At 71.7% G+C, this 16,002-nt stretch carries 16 protein-coding genes; 5 read left to right on the forward strand and 11 right to left on the reverse strand.

What is annotated here, in order from left to right; all coding sequences use genetic code 11:
* Positions 1–43: 43 nt before the first annotated feature.
* The 3 genes from ACIBCM_RS22880 to ACIBCM_RS22890 are packed head-to-tail and all read right to left on the reverse strand — an operon-like array spanning position 44 to position 1,912.
* Positions 44–805, reverse strand: a complete 762-nt coding sequence (locus ACIBCM_RS22880) for a DUF3710 domain-containing protein (protein WP_399245985.1) — start codon at positions 803–805, stop codon at positions 44–46.
* Between the two features lies 1 nt (position 806).
* Positions 807–1,349 (reverse strand): dUTP diphosphatase, encoded by a 543-nt coding sequence (gene dut, locus ACIBCM_RS22885; RefSeq protein WP_399245987.1) that lies wholly within the window; start codon positions 1,347–1,349, stop codon positions 807–809.
* A complete protein-coding gene (locus ACIBCM_RS22890; protein ID WP_399246090.1) occupies positions 1,349–1,912 on the reverse strand; it encodes a PaaI family thioesterase in 564 nt (187 codons plus the stop codon). The genes dut and ACIBCM_RS22890 overlap by 1 nt, the downstream gene beginning before the upstream one ends.
* 148 nt (positions 1,913–2,060) lie before the next feature.
* Between ACIBCM_RS22890 and ACIBCM_RS22895 the strand changes: the two genes are divergently transcribed.
* A complete protein-coding gene (locus tag ACIBCM_RS22895) occupies positions 2,061–2,519 on the forward strand; it encodes a DUF3093 domain-containing protein (protein WP_399245989.1) in 459 nt (152 codons plus the stop codon).
* A 98-nt stretch (positions 2,520–2,617) separates the two neighbouring features.
* On the opposite strand, the gene ACIBCM_RS22900 is transcribed toward ACIBCM_RS22895, so the two are convergent.
* The 4 genes from ACIBCM_RS22900 to ACIBCM_RS22915 all read right to left on the reverse strand — a co-directional run bounded on the left by ACIBCM_RS22900 (position 2,618) and on the right by ACIBCM_RS22915 (position 6,155).
* Complete coding sequence (locus ACIBCM_RS22900) at positions 2,618–3,553, reverse strand: hypothetical protein (protein WP_399245991.1); 936 nt, start codon at positions 3,551–3,553, stop codon at positions 2,618–2,620.
* A gap of 13 nt (positions 3,554–3,566) precedes the next feature.
* Positions 3,567–3,863, reverse strand: coding sequence for a DUF4193 domain-containing protein (locus ACIBCM_RS22905; protein WP_389269220.1), 297 nt, complete (start codon positions 3,861–3,863; stop codon positions 3,567–3,569).
* 396 nt (positions 3,864–4,259) lie between these two features.
* A complete protein-coding gene (locus ACIBCM_RS22910) occupies positions 4,260–5,498 on the reverse strand; it encodes a sensor histidine kinase (RefSeq protein WP_399245993.1) in 1,239 nt (412 codons plus the stop codon).
* A gap of 3 nt (positions 5,499–5,501) precedes the next feature.
* The gene (locus ACIBCM_RS22915) at positions 5,502–6,155 is read right to left on the reverse strand and encodes a response regulator transcription factor (RefSeq protein ID WP_389269224.1); all 654 of its coding nucleotides are present in this window, start codon (positions 6,153–6,155) and stop codon (positions 5,502–5,504) included.
* Positions 6,156–6,532: 377 nt separating this feature from the next.
* On the opposite strand from ACIBCM_RS22915, the gene ACIBCM_RS22920 reads away from it, so the two are divergent.
* Positions 6,533–6,706, forward strand: coding sequence for a hypothetical protein (locus ACIBCM_RS22920; RefSeq protein WP_399245996.1), 174 nt, complete (start codon positions 6,533–6,535; stop codon positions 6,704–6,706).
* A 328-nt stretch (positions 6,707–7,034) separates the two neighbouring features.
* On the opposite strand, the gene ACIBCM_RS22925 is transcribed toward ACIBCM_RS22920, so the two are convergent.
* Both ACIBCM_RS22925 and ACIBCM_RS22930 read right to left on the reverse strand, forming a co-directional pair.
* Complete coding sequence (locus ACIBCM_RS22925; protein WP_399246092.1) at positions 7,035–7,853, reverse strand: inositol monophosphatase family protein; 819 nt, start codon at positions 7,851–7,853, stop codon at positions 7,035–7,037.
* A 187-nt stretch (positions 7,854–8,040) separates the two neighbouring features.
* A complete protein-coding gene (locus ACIBCM_RS22930) occupies positions 8,041–9,168 on the reverse strand; it encodes a ferrochelatase (RefSeq protein ID WP_399245998.1) in 1,128 nt (375 codons plus the stop codon).
* Between the two features lie 217 nt (positions 9,169–9,385).
* On the opposite strand from ACIBCM_RS22930, the gene ACIBCM_RS22935 reads away from it, so the two are divergent.
* The gene (locus ACIBCM_RS22935; protein ID WP_399246000.1) at positions 9,386–10,636 is read left to right on the forward strand and encodes an MFS transporter; all 1,251 of its coding nucleotides are present in this window, start codon (positions 9,386–9,388) and stop codon (positions 10,634–10,636) included.
* Complete coding sequence (locus tag ACIBCM_RS22940; protein WP_399246002.1) at positions 10,593–11,915, forward strand: D-arabinono-1,4-lactone oxidase; 1,323 nt, start codon at positions 10,593–10,595, stop codon at positions 11,913–11,915. The genes ACIBCM_RS22935 and ACIBCM_RS22940 overlap by 44 nt, the downstream gene beginning before the upstream one ends.
* A gap of 6 nt (positions 11,916–11,921) precedes the next feature.
* Here ACIBCM_RS22940 and ACIBCM_RS22945 read toward each other — a convergent pair whose 3' ends face one another.
* The gene (locus tag ACIBCM_RS22945; RefSeq protein ID WP_399246004.1) at positions 11,922–12,806 is read right to left on the reverse strand and encodes a hypothetical protein; all 885 of its coding nucleotides are present in this window, start codon (positions 12,804–12,806) and stop codon (positions 11,922–11,924) included.
* Positions 12,807–13,291: 485 nt separating this feature from the next.
* Between ACIBCM_RS22945 and sepH the strand changes: the two genes are divergently transcribed.
* Complete coding sequence (gene sepH, locus ACIBCM_RS22950; RefSeq protein WP_399246006.1) at positions 13,292–14,353, forward strand: septation protein SepH; 1,062 nt, start codon at positions 13,292–13,294, stop codon at positions 14,351–14,353.
* A 269-nt stretch (positions 14,354–14,622) separates the two neighbouring features.
* On the opposite strand, the gene ACIBCM_RS22955 is transcribed toward sepH, so the two are convergent.
* Positions 14,623–15,990, reverse strand: coding sequence for a pyridoxal phosphate-dependent decarboxylase family protein (locus ACIBCM_RS22955; protein WP_399246008.1), 1,368 nt, complete (start codon positions 15,988–15,990; stop codon positions 14,623–14,625).
* Positions 15,991–16,002: the final 12 nt, after the last annotated feature.

Raw genomic sequence — 16,002 nt, forward strand, 5'->3', positions numbered from 1 at the left:
GACCGGGTCGGTGACCGGTTCACGCTTGGGTCGGTGGCCCGGGTCAGCGCACCTCGGTGATCTCGGGGCCGCGCTGGAGCTGCCCCATGCCGCCGGAGAAGCGGGAGTTCTCCTGCTCCTCCTGCTGGACACCCTCGGGCACCATCTGCGCGTCCTCCGGAAGCTTGAGGACGATCGGGTCGCGGGGCGCCATCGGGCCGTCGCCGCGTACGACGACGGTGTCCCGGAAGATCTGCTCCAGCAGACCGGCCGCCTCGGGCTGCACCGCGCCCTGCCCGGAGATCACCCCGCGCAGGAACCAGCGCGGCCCGTCCACGCCGATGAAGCGCACCAGCTGCACCCCGCCGGTGCCGTCGGGCAGCTGTACGGGCACCTGGGCCCGCAGCTCCCAGCCGAGGGGGCCCTCGACCTCGTCGATGACACCGCCCTGCTGCGTGATGCCGGAGGCGATCTCCTCGCGGACCTCGCCCCAGATGCCCTCCTTCTTGGGCGCGGCGAACGCCTGGAGCTGTACGGCGCTGTCGCGCAGGACGACCGTCGCGGCGACGATCGCGTCACCCGCGACCTCGACCCGCAGCTCCATGCCCTCGACCCCGGGCACGAAGAGACCGCCGAGGTCGACCCTGCCCTCGGACGGCGTCGTCACCTCGGAGACGTCCCAGGGGCCGTCGGGGCGCGGCGCCGGAGGGAGGTTCACCCGGCGAGGGGCGTCTTCCTCCTCCTCGGTCTCGTCGACGACCTGCTCGGCCTCGCCCGCTGCGTCCGCGTCCTCCGCGGAACCACTCTTCTTGCGACGTCCGAACACGTCACTGTCCTTCCCGATCGGATACGACGGAAGCGTATCGATTCCCACCCGTTGAATCTTGCGCCGAGCCGCCCACCGCGGCATGACCGCCGGTGGACCCGAAGCCCCCCTCGGCCCGCGCCGAGCCGGGAAGCTCCGCCACCTCGTGGAAGCGCACCTTCTCGACCTGCTGGACGACCAGTTGGGCAATGCGGTCGAAACGCTCGAACCGCACGCTTTCGCGCGGGTCGAGATTGACCACGATCACCTTGATTTCCCCACGGTACCCGGCGTCGATCGTCCCGGGGGCATTCACAAAGGCTACTCCGCAGCGGGCCGCCAGTCCCGAGCGCGGATGCACGAAGGCGGCGTATCCGTCGGGGAGCGCGATGGAGATCCCGGTGGGCAGGACGGTCCGCTCGCCGGGCGCCAGTTCGGCCGCCCGGCAGGTCACCAGGTCGGCTCCGGCGTCACCGGGGTGCGCGTACGCGGGGAGGGGCACCTCGGGGTCCACCCGGCGGATCAGTACGTCGACCGGGCCGGGGGTACCGGGGGTGGGGGTCATCAGGGATTCACCTCGAAGGCGCGGGCGCGCCGGATCTGGTCGGGATCGGCCATGGCGGCCCGGATCTCCTCCGGACGGCCGTTGTCGATGAAGTGATCGACCTTGACCTCGATGAACAGGGCGTTCGCACGGACGGCGACGGGGCCGTCGGGGCCTCCGATACGGCCCACGGCGGAGGAGTAGATCTTCCGCCCGGCCACGGCGGTGACGGAGGCCTGGAGGAACAGCACGGTGTCCACGGGCACGGGCCGCACGAAATCGGTCTCCTGCCGGCCGGTGACGGCGATCGTGCGCAGCAGCCAGTTCAGCGCGCCGAGCGTCTCGTCCAGCGCCGTGGCCAGCACTCCGCCGTGCGCCAGGCCGGGAGCGCCCTGATGGCCGGTTTTCACCGTGAACTCGGCCGTAATGCTCACCCCCTCGCCGGCGCGCGCCTGGAGGTGCAGCCCGTGGGGCTGGTTCTCGCCGCAGCCGAAGCAGTGCTTGTAGTGCGCGCCGAGCAGCTCACCGGGCGCGGGGGCGTCGGGGTGCCGGACGGGGGGTACGGCGTCGGCCGGAGGGGTCAGGGCCGAGGCCCGGGGCTGGTGTTCCCTCCACGCCCCCTGCGCGTCGGGGGCGGGGCCGGGGTTCGCCCCCCGGGAATTCGCGGTACTCACAGGCGCAGACCTTACCCGCGCGGTTCCCCCTCGATCGCACCGTGCCAAGCTTGACCGTATGCAGCCCTCCGCACCCGCTTCCACGCCGCGCTACGACGAACGGCTGACCGCCCCTCCGCTGTGGTGGGCCATCGCCGTCCTCCTCGGGCTCTCCGGCGGTCTGCTCACGCTGCCGCTGGGCCTGCTGCCGATGCTCGCGTCGGTGATCTTCGTGGCCGCGCTCGCGGGCGCGGGGGTCAGCGCGTACGGCTCCGCGCGCGTCCGCGTGGTGGCGGACTCCCTGGTCGCGGGCGACGCCCGGATTCCGCTGTCGGCGCTCGGCGAGCCCGAGGCGCTGGACGCCGAGCAGGCACGCGCCTGGCGGTCGTACAAGGCCGATCCGCGGGCCTTCATGCTGCTGCGCAGCTATGTCCCCACGGCGGTCAGGATCAAGGTCACGGATCCGGCGGACCCCACCCCGTACGTCTATGTGTCGACGCGGAACCCGAAGGCTCTCGTCGCCGCGCTGGGGAGCTGACGGGTGCGGGAAGCCGGCCCGGCGTGGGCGGGCGGCCGACGGGGCAGGGGAGCCGACCCGGCGGGCCCGGGGAGCTGACAGGGCCGGGAGCCCCGGGGTCAGCGCTCCAGCTCGCGCGGCGGACGGACCGCTTCCAGCGGGTCCTCGGGCGGCTCCAGGGGCGGGAGCGCGGGCAGCGCGTCCCAGGGGACCTGCCGGGTGCGCAGATCCTTGCGGATGCGCTCCGCGAGCTGCCGGGTGTCCCGGCGGTTGATCACGGCCCCGACGGCCGCCCCGACCATGAACGGCAGCAGATTCGGCAGATTCCGGATCATGCGCTTCATGATCTGCTGGCGCAGCTCGCGCTTGATCCCGCCGCTCAGCGCGGCGTTCTTGTACGTCGACGGCCTGGTCACATCGATGCTGCGCTCTTCCGACCAGGTGGCCAGATAGACGGAGCTGCGCTCCTTGAGGCTCCCGGGGGGCCGCTGGCCGTAGACCTCGTACAGCTCGGCGATGAGCTTCAGCTCGATCGTCGCGACTCCCGTGATCTCCGTGGCCAGCTCGGTGGGCATGGCCGGCGGTACGGGCAGCATCGCGGCGGCGCCGATGCCGGCGCCCACCGTGGCGGTGGCGTTGGCCGCGCCCGCGACCAGCTTGTCGGCAAGCTGCTCGGGGCCCAGACCGGGGAACTGCCGGCGGAGAGTCGCGAGATCGCGCACTTTGACGCGGGGCGCAATCTCGATGATCCGGTCGGCGAGGTAGCCGATGGCCGCCCTGGCGCTCTCCCCGCTTCTGCGGACGCCCTGGCGGACCACTGCCAGACGACGGGCCGGGGCCGGGGCCACGGTCCGGTCCGGCCCCTCGCGGGGGAGTGCTTCGAGCGAGGCCGAGGGGCCCCGCCCGTCGTCGTCTCCCGCGCCATGGGGCAGGAGGGCGGACGAGTGCTCGCCGGAGGGCCTGGCGCCATCCGACGGTCCCGTACCGCCCTGGTGCGTCTCCGACGGCTTCAGACGCCGGAAACGCCGCTTCCTGGACGGTGTCTCGCCTGCCACGGCCGACCGGACCCTACTCGCAGTCGCGGCAGATCGGCTGACCGTTCTTCTCGCCGGCCAGCTGGCTGCGGTGATGCACGAGGAAGCAGCTCATGCAGGTGAACTCGTCGGCCTGCTTGGGCAGCACCCGGACGGCCAGCTCCTCATTGGAGAGGTCGGCTCCGGGCAGCTCCATGCCCTCGGCTGCCTCGAACTCGTCGACGTCGACGGTCGAGGTGGACTTGTCGTTCCGGCGGGCCTTCAGTTCCTCAAGGCTGTCCGAATCGACGTCGTCGTCGGTCTTGCGTGGGGTGTCGTAGTCCGTTGCCATGTCGCTCTCCCCCTCTGGGTGTGGTTGCGGTGTCTCCAGCGCACGTAACGCGTGAGAGGCCGGACTTGTGCCCGACCTGAGGCGGAGATTTTGCCTCACATCAAGGTCTGTTACTCAATCGACACCCAACCGGATCCTCCAAGAGTGATCGGGTTGGATGGCGATGGGGACCGTACACGATCCGAATGCCGCAGCTCACGGGCGCCACCCCGTGTACTTCCCGTGACCCCGGCCCCTGGAAACCAGGACTTTTCCCAGCTTTCCGGAGGGGCGCGCGGTCACGGAGAGTCGACGGTCCGAAAATCGTCTTTGTGATCGATCACACACGTTCAACCCGGGAGCAGGTCCCGAAAATTCCGCGTAAAGCGAACGGCGTGTGTGGTGCCGAGCACCTCCTCAGACCGGGAGGGTGACGCGCATCACGAGCCCTCCGCCCTCGCGGGGCTCCGCGATGATACGTCCCCCGTGGGCCCGCGCCACCGACCGGGCGATGGACAGCCCCAGACCGACACCCTTGTCGCTGCCGGTCCGCTCCTGGCGCAGCCGCCGGAACGGCTCGAAAAGGTTGTCGATCTCGTACGCGGGGACCACCGGGCCCGTGTTCGAGACCACCAGGATTGCCTGTCCCGGCTCGGTCTCCGTCCGCACCTCCACCCAGCCGTCCTCGGGAACGTTGTACCGGACCGCGTTCTGCACCAGGTTCAGCGCGATCCGCTCCAGCAGCACACCGTTGCCCTGGACGACGGCCGGAGCGCGCTCCCCGCGGATCTCCACGCCCTTGGCGTCCGCCTCCGCGTGGGTCTGGTCCACCGCCCGGGTCGCGACCTCCGCCAGATCCACCGGTTTGCGCTCCACGATCTGGTTGTCGCTGCGCGCCAGCAGCAGCAGACCCTCCACCAGCTGCTCACTGCGCTCGTTGGTGGACAGCAGCGTCTTGCCGAGCTGCTGGAGCTCCACCGGCGCGCCCGGATCGGAGAGATGGACCTCCAGCAGGGTGCGGTTGATCGCCAGCGGCGTCCGCAGCTCGTGCGAGGCGTTCGCCACGAATCTCTGCTGGGCGCTGAACGCCCGCTCCAGCCGGTCCAGCATCTCGTCGAAGGTGTCCGACAGCTCCTTCAGCTCGTCGTCCGGGCCGTCCAGCTCGATCCGCCGGGACAGGTCCGAGCCCGCCACCTGCCGGGCGGTCCGGGTGATCCGCCCGAGCGGGGACAGCACCCGGCCCGCCATCGCGTATCCGAACGCGAACGCGATGATGCTCAGACCGAGCAGGGCGAACAGCGACCGGCGCAGCAGATCGTCCAGGGCGACCTCGCGCTGGTGCGCGAAGCAGGTCTTGAGCGCCGCGTTGGCCTCGTCGGCCGACAGCCCGCGCTCCAGGGCGGGACAGGAGTTGTTGGTCAGCTGGACCCTGCTGTCGGGCAGCAGCTTGAAGGGCAGGCTGCTGCCCGAGTGCAGGGCCTGTGCCGTGAGCAGATAGATGATCGACAGCAGCAGGATCCCCGCGATCAGGAACATCCCGCCGTACAGGAGCGTGAGCCGTATCCGGATCGTCGGGCGCAGCAGCGGGCGGACCGGGTCCCGGGGGTCCCAGGTCGGTTTCGGCGGGGGCGCCGGGGGCGTGGGGGAGGAGGCCACGGATCAGATCCGGTAACCGGAGCCGGGCACGGTGACGATCACGGCGGGCTCGCCGAGCTTGCGGCGCAGGGTCATCACGGTGACCCGTACGACATTGGTGAACGGGTCGGTGTTCTCGTCCCACGCCTTCTCCAGCAGCTGCTCGGCCGAGACGACCGCGCCCTCACTGCGCATCAGCACCTCCAGCACCGCGAACTCCTTGGGCGCGAGCTGGATCTCCCGCCCGTCGCGGAAGACCTCGCGCCGGTTGGGGTCGAGCTTGATCCCGGCGCGCTCCAGCACCGGCGGCAGCGGCACGGTCGTACGCCGTCCGAGCGCCCGCACCCGGGCGGTCAGCTCGGTGAACGCGAAGGGCTTGGGCAGATAGTCGTCGGCGCCCAGCTCCAGGCCCTCCACCCGGTCCGAGACGTCGCCCGACGCCGTCAGCATCAGCACCCTGGTGGGCATCCCCAGCTCGACGACCTTCCGGCACACGTCGTCACCGTGGACGAGCGGCAGGTCACGGTCGAGGACGACCACGTCGTAGTCGTTGACCCCGATGCGCTCCAGGGCGGCCGCGCCGTCGTACACCACGTCGACGGCCATGGCCTCCCGGCGCAGTCCGGTGGCCACCGCATCGGCGAGCAGCTGCTCGTCCTCGACGACGAGTACACGCACGTCGCGAATTCCTTTCTCCGAAGCCCGTCATTGCTGAGCAGGGCAGATGGTGCGCACTGCTGTGCGCCTCCATCCTGCCCGTTGCGCGGGTAAACCGGCTGTAAGGCGATCCGCCCTCCCCGGCCCCCGGAGCGGGCGTACTGCCGGGCGCCGGGGAATCAACAGGATTCCCGGACGACTTGAGGTTTCTCTGAGGGAAGCCCTGGGGAGGACGAGAAGACACCCGGGATCACGCCCTGTACGTGGCACACCCCGTATGCGCCACACGGCCGGCTCCCCGGCCCGACCGGCAGGAGTGATCACCCCGTTTCCCTGCTGCGGCAGAGGGATCCCCACGGCACACCCCCGTGCCACCGACCCACGACGAGGGGGCGCACATGGACGCATTCACCGCAGGACTGCTTCAGCGCATCAAGTCCACGGAGACCGATCTCACCATGGCCCGCGAGACGGGCGACGACTTCCTGGCGGATGTCGAGCAGGCCGAACTGGACGACCTGCGCCGTCTGGCCGCCGAGCACGGCGTGGAGGTCGGCGCCGCCCAGGGCTGAGGGCCCACGGACGCCGGACGGCCTCACGGGCGCCGGACGACCCCACGGACGCCGGACGCCCACGACCATCCACCGAGAACCACCCAGGACCCCCGTGCCGTCCCCTGCGGCGCGGGGGCTTTCCCGCGTGCCGATCTGCTGAGCCGCTGACTCTCCGCCCTTCGGTACCGAGCGGGGCGGGAATGCGCCGTACCGTCTGTCGCCCGCGGCCTCCCGCCCGTACCCGGCCGTCCCGCGGCCCCGCGCTCCGGACGCCGTCCGTGTCCGCCTCCGGGCCGGGAACGCCCGGGAGGCGCCCCTGACCGCCGGTGACGGGCTCGACGGCGGCTCAGTCGTGCCAGGCGCCGTACTCGTCCAGCAGCGTCCGCAGCGGGCCGAAGACCCCGGGGCTCGCCGCCACCGTGAGGTCGTACGAGGGGGGCAGCCCCGGCCGTCCGCCCGTGACCGCGCCGGCCTCCCGGGCGATCAGATCACCGGCCGCGAGATCCCAGGGGTGGAGCCCCCGCTCGTAGTAGCCGTCCAGCCGGCCCGCCGCGACATCGCAGAGGTCGACGGCCGCCGAACCCCCTCGGCGGATGTCCCGCACCCGGGGGATCAGCCGCTGTGCGACATCCGCCTGGTGGCCGCGTACGGCCGTCACATAGTTGAAGCCGGTGGAGACCAGGGCCTGCTCCAGCGGGGGCGAGGGACGGCACCTGAGGCGCTTGTCACCGGCGTACGCGCCGCCGCCGAGCACCGCCCGGCAGGTCTCGCCGCGCATCGGGACCGCGACCACCCCCACGACCGTCTCACCGTCCCGCTCGGCGGCGATGGAGACGGCCCAGGTCGGCAGGCCGTACAGATAGTTGACCGTGCCGTCCAGGGGGTCGATGATCCAGCGCACCCCGCTGGTGCCCGCCGTGGCCGCGCCCTCCTCACCGAGGAAGCCGTCGTGCGGACGGTGCTCGGCCAGGAAGCCGGTGATCAGCTTCTCCGCCGCGATGTCCATCTCGGTGACCACGTCGATGGGGCTGGACTTGGTCGAGGCCACCCCGAGATCGTCCGGGCGGCCGTTCCGCAGCAGACCGCCCGCCCGTTCCGCGGCCTCCAGGGCCAGGGCGAGCAGCTCGGACAGGAGCGGGTCCTCGGTCAGAAACGGGTCGTTCACGGCTGTCACGGCGATTCCTCACGCGGTCGGATCCCGGCGCGGGGACGGGGGCGCGGACCGGACTCCGTACGGCACACCGGGGGCGTACGGCCCTGTCGTCCACGCACCCGTCGGGCGCACGGTCGGTCACACACGGTCACCCGGCGGTGGTCACCCGGGTCATGTCACCCACGGTCGCACACGGCCGTCATACGAACGGGCTGTCCGCGCCCGCCGCCGCGGGCCTGACGACCCGGGCCGGACAGCAGCCCACCGGGCAGACGTCGTGCGAGGGCCCCAGCGAGCCGAGCGCACACCGCCGGACCGGTTCCCCGCGCTCGGCGGCCGCGCGCTCCAGAAGCAGCTCGCGCACGGCCGCGGCGAACCGCGGATCCGCGCCCACCGTCGCCGACCGCCGTACCGGCAGCCCCAGCTCGGCGGCCTTCGCCGCGGCCTCCGTGTCCAGGTCGTACAGGACCTCCATATGGTCCGAGACGAACCCGATGGGAATCATCACGGCCGCCGGGGCCCCGGAGCCGTGCAGCTCCTCCAGGTGGTCGCAGATGTCCGGCTCCAGCCACGGAATGTGCGGGGCGCCGCTGCGCGACTGGAAGACGAGCCGCCAGGGGTGCTCGACACCCGTCTCCTCGGCCACGGCCGCGGCGATCAGCCGGGCTACGTCCCGGTGCTGCCGCAGATACGCCCCGCCGTCCCCGTGCCCCTCCACCGGGCCCGACGCGTCGGCCGCCGAGACGGGGACGGAGTGCGTGGTGAAGGCGAGATGCGCGCCGGAGCGCACCTCCTCGGGGAGGTCCGCCAGCGCCTTCAGCACGCCGTCGGCCATGGGACGGACGAAACCGGGGTGGTTGAAGTAGCGCCGCAGCACGTCCACCCGGGGCGGGCGGATCCCCTCCGCCGCCAGCGCGCCGAGCGCGTCCGCGAGGTTCTCCCGGTACTGGCGGCAGCCCGAGTACGAGGCGTACGCGCTGGTCACGAGGACCGCGATCCTGCGATACCCCTCCTTGGCCATCTCGCGCAGGGTGTCGGTCAGATACGGTGCCCAGTTGCGGTTGCCCCAGTGGACCGGGAGGTCCAGGCCGTGCTCCGCGAAGTCCTTCCGCAGGGCGTCCAGGAGCGCCCGGTTCTGGCCGTTGATGGGGCTGACCCCGCCGAACAGGTAGTAGTGCCGCCCCACCTCCCGCAGCCGCTCCTTCGGGATGCCCCGGCCGGCCGTCACGTTCTCCAGGAACGGGACCACGTCGTCCGGGCCCTCGGGGCCGCCGAAGGACAGCAGCAGCAGGGCGTCGTAGGGGGCTGGGTCGCGCACATCGGACATGACACCGATCCTGCCACCCGCGGGGCGCGGGGAAGCACACCGCCCGTTCCCGCACGCCTCCGCCCGCCGCCCCGGACCCCGCCGCCGGCGGGCCCCGGCCGCCCCGACCTGGAAACTCTCCCCCGGTCTCTCCCAGACAGCAGCCCGGACCCGTGTACGGGGCACCGAAGGGGACGTAATCTGTCAACGCCATCCATACGCCTTACCGGAGTCCCTGTTGCCCAGTCCCTACCGCGCCATCTTCGCCACCCCCGGCAGCAAGGCGTTCTCCGCCGCTGGATTCTTCGGCCGGATGCCCCTGTCCATGATGGGCATCGGCGTCGTCACAATGATCTCCCAGCTCACCGGCCGCTACGGCCTCGCCGGACTGCTCTCCGCGACCATCGCCCTGTCGGCCGCCGTCCTCGGCCCGCAGATCTCGCGGCTGGTCGACCGGCACGGTCAGGCCAGGGTGCTGCGGCCCGCCACTCTCGCATCGGTCGCCGCCGTCACCGGCCTGGTGGTCTGCGCCCAGACCCGGGCCCCGGACTGGACCCTGTTCGTCTTCTCCGCCGGGGTCGGCTGTGTGCCGAGCGTCGGGTCGATGATCCGCGCCCGATGGGCCGCGGTCTACCGGGGATCGCCGCGCGAACTGCACACCGCGTACGCCTGGGAGTCGACCGTCGACGAGGCGTGCTTCATCTTCGGCCCGATCATCTCCATCGGGCTGTCCACCGCCTGGTTCCCGGCCGCGGGTCCGGTGCTGGCCGGGGTGTTCCTGCTCATCGGCGTCTTCTGGCTGACCGCCCAGCGCTCCACCGAGCCCGTTCCGCTTCCGCGCGAGCACCACCCCGGCGCCTCCGCGCTGCGCTCCCCGGGACTCCAGGTCCTGGTGATGACCTTCGTGGCGACGGGCGCGATCTTCGGCGCGGTCGACGTCGTCACCGTGGCCTTCGCGGACGAGCAGGGCCGCAAGGCCGCCGCCAGCCTGGTCCTCGCCGTTTACGCCCTCGGATCCTGTCTCGCCGGGCTCGTCTTCGGCCTGCTCCACCTCAAGGGAGCGGCCGGACGGCGGTGGCTGGTGGGCGTATGTGCGATGGCCGTGAGTATGATCCCCCTCCAACTGGCCGGGAATCTCACGGTTCTGGCCGTCGCGCTCTTCGTCGCGGGGCTGTCCATCGCGCCCACGATGGTGACCACGATGGCCCTCGTCGAGACGCATGTACCGCGCGCCCAGCTGACCGAGGGCATGACCTGGACCAGTACCGGGCTCGCGGTCGGGGTGGCGCTCGGCTCCGCGGCGGCGGGGTGGGTGGTCGACGCGGCCGGGGCCAGGGCGGGGTACGCGGTGCCGACGGTCGCCGGAGCGGTCGCGGTCGTGGTGGCGTTGCTGGGGTACCGCCGGCTGAGCAGGCCGGTGCCGACAAGGGAGGGGCAGCGGAGCGATGAGCGGGAGCAGCACGACAGGCACGGCGCGAACCTGGCGTAACTGGGCGGGGAACATCACCGCCCGTCCGGTCCGGGAGGTCTCTCCGGCCTCCCCGGACGAGGTCGCCGACGCCGTACGGCGGGCGGCCGAGGACGGCCTCACGGTGAAGACGGTGGGGACCGGTCACTCCTTCACGGCGATAGCCGCCACCAGTGGCGTGCTGATCCGTCCCGATCTGCTCACCGGTATCCGGGCGATCGACCGTACGGCGATGACCGTGACCGTGGAGTCCGGGACGCCCCTGAGGCGGCTGAACCAGGCCCTCGCCCGCGAGGGCCTGTCGCTCACCAACATGGGCGACATCATGGTGCAGACGGTCGCGGGGGCCGTCAGCACCGGCACCCATGGAACCGGACGCGAGTCGGGTTCGATCGCCGCCCAGATCACCGCGCTGGAGCTGGTCAAGGCCGACGGCTCACTGCTGACGTGCTCGGCCTCGGAGAACCCGGAGATCTTCGCCGCCGCCCGGATCGGGCTCGGCGCGCTCGGGGTGATCACCGCCGTCACCCTCGCCGTGGAACCTCTCTTCCTGCTCACCGCGGACGAGAGACCGATGACCTTCGACGAGGTCACCTCGGAGTTCGACGCGCTGCACACCGAGAACGAGCACTTCGAGTTCTTCTGGTTCCCCCACACCGAAAGCTGCAGCACCAAGCGCAACAACCGCAGCGCGGGCCCCGCCGAGCCGCTCGGCAGACTCGGCGCCTGGATCGACGACGAACTGTTCGGCAACGGCCTGTTCCAGGTGGCCAACTCGGTGGGCCGGGCCGTGCCCCCGGCGATACCGGCCATCGCCCGGCTCGCGGGCCGCTCCTTCTCCACCCGTCAGTACACGGACATTCCGTACAAGGTCTTCACCTCGCCGCGCCGGGTGCGCTTCGTGGAGATGGAGTACGCGCTGCCGCGTGAGGCATGCATCGAAGCCCTGCGGGAGATCAGGGCGATGATCGAGCGCTCACCGCTCAGGGTCAGCTTCCCGGTGGAGGTACGGACCACACCCGCCGACGACATTCCGCTGTCCACGGCCTCGGAGCGGGAGAGCGCCTATATCGCCGTGCACCTCTACAAAGGCACACCCCAGCGGGCGTTCTTCACCGCCGTGGAACGGATCATGATCGCGCACGGCGGCCGGCCGCACTGGGGCAAGCTGCACACCAGGAACGCGGAGTACCTCTCCGGTCTCTATCCGCGGTTCGGCGAGTTCACCCGGCTGCGGGACCGGCTCGACCCGGACCGGCGCTTCGGGAACGACTACCTCCGCCGGGTGCTCGGCGACTGACGGAGCTCACCGGTTCCCGGTCGTACCGGGAGCCGGGCCCGTGCCGCCGGTCGCGGGGGCGGACGGCGGTACGGCGGGCGCGGACGGCTCCTGGGGGCCGGTCGGGCCGGAAGGGCCGGAAGGATCCGTCGGCCCCGGCCCGGTCGGACCGGTCTCGGGCCCGGCGGGACGGGAGGGGCTGGGCGCCGGGTCCGCGGGCTTCTCGCCCTGGTCCCGCCCGGGGGCCGGGGAGCGGTCGCCGCCCTGACCGGGGGTACCGGTCCGCTCGGGCTCCGGCCGGTGGTCGGGAGACCGCGAGGGGTCGTCGGCCGGTTTGTCGTCGCCGCCCCGGACGACCGAGCCGACGGTGGTGCCCTTGCCCCCGTCGAGCCCGGAGCCCGACAGCAGCTCGAATCCGGTGATCCCGGCCATCGCGACGCCGAAGACGACCCCGGCGGCGATGACCGGGCGCTTCCAGCCGCGGACCCGGGTGCCGTGGGTCGTGGCCTCGCCGAAGACACCGTGCGTCCCGTGAGCCCCAGGCGTCCCGGGCGCCAGGAGGGCCCGGGTGGGGGTGTCCCCGTGAGGCATCGGGTGTGTGGCCGACGGAGCCGGGACCCGGCGGTCCCTCGGCCGGGCCGGGGCCGTGGCCTCGCGCAGCTGATCGCCGGTACGGCTGAAGAGATGCTGGAACACCGAGCCGCCGCAGGTGGCGACCACGCTGACGACACCGGCCCCGATGATCGTGCCGTAGACACCGAGCCGGGAGGCGAGCACCGCCGCCGCGACCGCCGCGAGGGCGCTGCCGGCGACCTGGGGGACGCTCAGATCGATACGGCGCTCCCGCTGTTCCGGTCGCTCGTCCCGGTCCCGGTCACCCTGGTCTGCTCCGGTATCCGGCCTCTGATGCATCTTCAGTCCCTGCTTGCCCTTCATCCCTGCTTGCACCCATGAGGGACAAATGAGCGATCTGATTAGTTCCCTTTGGGAAGATTCTGTGAATCAGAACACCCGTAACCCCAGCCCCGGCGGCGAACTGCTGTGCCCGCAGAGAAGTTGAATGGCGCGGCAGTCCACCCCGATGGCCCGAATGGAGTACTGTGGCGAGCCCTGGGCCTGGGCTCCCTCGCGGGTGTCCGGGCCTTGGGATGGGGGCCCGAAGCGGCGCTCGAACCGGCGGCGCCGTGATACCGCACGGGTATCTGCACGCAGAGTGACTGAGTCGTCACACTGGGTGGCCAACAGGTAACCGTGCCATAACGGCGAACAAGGGCCTGTGCCCGACACGCCGGGCAACTCGGCAAGGTTGTGGCAGGCTGCACCCGGGCAGGCCACACTCGACTAGCGGAAGCAGCGACGCACAGGTGACGTCGGCAGGCACCACCCGGGAGGTCCCCATGCCCGAACTGCGTGTCGTGGCCGTCTCCAACGACGGCACACGATTGGTGCTCAAGGCTGCGGACAGCACGGAGTACACCCTTCCGATTGATGAACGGCTGCGTGCGGCCGTACGCAACGACCGCGCCCGCCTCGGTCAGATCGAGATCGAGGTGGAGAGCCACCTCCGCCCCCGGGACATCCAGGCCCGCATACGTGCGGGTGCGTCCGCCGAAGAGGTCGCCCAGCTCGCCGGGATCCCGGTCGAGCGGGTGCGCCGATTCGAGGGGCCGGTGCTCGCGGAGCGTGCGTTCATGGCGGAGCGCGCCCGGAAGACCCCTGTACGACGTCCCGGTGAGAACACCGGACCGCAGCTGGGTGAGGCGGTGCACGAGCGGCTGACGCTGCGCGGCGCCGAGAAGGACACCGCGCAGTGGGACTCCTGGCGCCGGGACGACGGCACCTGGGAAGTCCTGCTGGTCTACCGGGTCGCCGGTGAACCGCACTCGGCGTGCTGGACCTACGATCCGCCGCGCAGGCTGGTCAAGGCCGTCGACGACGAGGCGCGCGCGCTCATCGGCGAGACGGACGACACGATCGAGGCGCAGGAACCGAGCGTTCCCTTTGTGCCGAGGATCGCGCGTCTGCCCAGAGACCGGCCGCTGGACCGCGCTCTCGACCGGCCGTCGGACCGTCCGGCGCCCGGCGGTGGAGCGAGTGCTCCTCCGGGCGGCGGTGACGATCCCGGTCCCGGCGGGGAGCGTGACTCCCTGACGAGTCTGCTGGAGGCCGTTCCGAGCTTCCGCGGTGACATGGTGGTACCGGAGCGACCGGCTCCGCCCGAGCCGGAGCCGGTTCAGGAGCCCGAGGCGGAGGAACCGGTCGCCCCGGCGGCCTCCGCGGGCGCGGGTTCGGCGTACGCGGATGTCCTGATGCCGAGGTCGGTGGCGGGTCACCGTGATCGCCTCACCGGTACGACGGACCGCCAGGCGGAGGCGGACGGTGTCCGTCCGGGCCGCCGGGCGGCGGTACCGAGCTGGGACGAGATCGTGTTCGGGACCCGCCGTAAGAAGCAGGACTGAGAGGGCCGGCAGGACTGACCGGGCGACCGGCAGGGCGTGAACGACGGGCTCCCCGCCCCGGGAGGCGGGGAGCGCGAGCTGTTCCCGGGGCGTGGTCCGGGTTGCCGGTTTTGCGGGGCCCGGACCGGGTTCTCCAGGGGACGGTTCTTGGGCGCCGGTCCCGTCTGTTGATGTCCGGATGCCTCAAAGGGGGCGCGGGTCGGCACCCCGCAGGTGGGTGGTCCGGGTAACCGGCACCCGTATGTCCGCCTGTGCCCGGCCGGGTTTCCCTACTCCGGGTTGCCCGCGAGTATCTCCACCCTCTCGTGCAGCCACTCCACCCGGTGCTCCGACTCCGGCTTCATCAGCACACTGCGCAGCACGCGTCCCCCGTCCGCGTCCGCCGTGACCTTCGGATGGCGGGCGGCGAAGGCCCCCGCCGACGCCCGGAGGGTGGAGAGGAAGACCGGGTCGTCCTCCGACATGCCCTGCCGCAGCATCCGCTCCGACGCGGCGTCGACCGTGGAGAGCGCGGCCGGCTCCACACGGGGGAAGAAGGAGACGATGTCGAGCTCGGGGGGTTGGTAGACCTCCAGCAATTCCGAGGCGTCGATCAGCTCCGTCCAGCGCAGCGCCGCCCGGCGGCCCGCGGCGAGGACCTGGCCGAGGCCGTCCCGCGTGGGCGGCAGCAGCCGGAACGTCAGCCACAGAGCGGCGGCGGAGGCGCCCGCGCGGGAGCACTCCAGGCTGATCTCGCCGAGGTGGAGTTCCGTGGAGGTGAAGTACGTGTAGGGGGAGTCGTGGAGATAGAAGCGGCCCACCTCCGGATCGGCGAAGAGCACCGCACCGCAGCCGTACGGCTGGAGCCCGTGCTTGTGGGGGTCGACCACCACCGAATCGCACCGCGCGACGGCCCGCCAGGGGGCCTCCGGCAGCCCGGCCGGGCCCTCCGCGCCCGCCAGCAGGGTGAAGAACCCGCCGTAGGCCGCGTCCACATGGATCCGTACGCCGTACTTCTCGCGCAGGGGCAGCGCCCGGTGGACCGGGTCGATCGCGCCGAGGCCCGTGGTGCCCGCGGTGAGGACGACGGTACCGACCCGGCCCGTGCGCAGCAGTTCCTCCAGGGCGTCGAGATCCATCCGGCCCCGGTCGTCCACCGGTACGGCATGGCCCTCGACGCCGAGGACCGAGCACATCCGGCCATGGGTGTAGTGGGCCTCGGTGCTGTACGCGATGCCCTGGCCCGGGTGCAGTTCACGGGCGACGAAGAGGGCTTCGAGATTGGCGACGGTGCCGCTGGTGGTGAGATGTCCCAGATGGGTGGTGAAGCCGAACATGGCCGCCAATTGCCGGACGACCTCCTTCTCCATCTCCGCCGTCGCCGGACCGCCGTCCAGAGCGTGGTTGTTGGGGTTGATCAGCATCGCCGTGGTGTAGCCGACCACGGCGGCCGGATGCGGGGGTTTGAGCATCTGGCCCGCGTAACGGGGATGGAAGAAGGGGTAGTTGTCCCTGAGCCGCTCGGTGAACTCGCCGAAGACCTCCGCGAATCGGGTGTCGTCCACGGCGAGTGACGGATGCGTCGCGTACGGGCCGAAGCCGTCCGCCCACCGCTGCTGGGAACGGGCGGCTTCGCGGAGCCAGTGCTGAAGGTCCATGATCGTGCGATC

Source organism: Streptomyces sp. NPDC051018, assembly GCF_044456085.1.
In the GTDB taxonomy this organism is placed as follows: Bacteria; Actinomycetota; Actinomycetes; order Streptomycetales; family Streptomycetaceae; genus Streptomyces.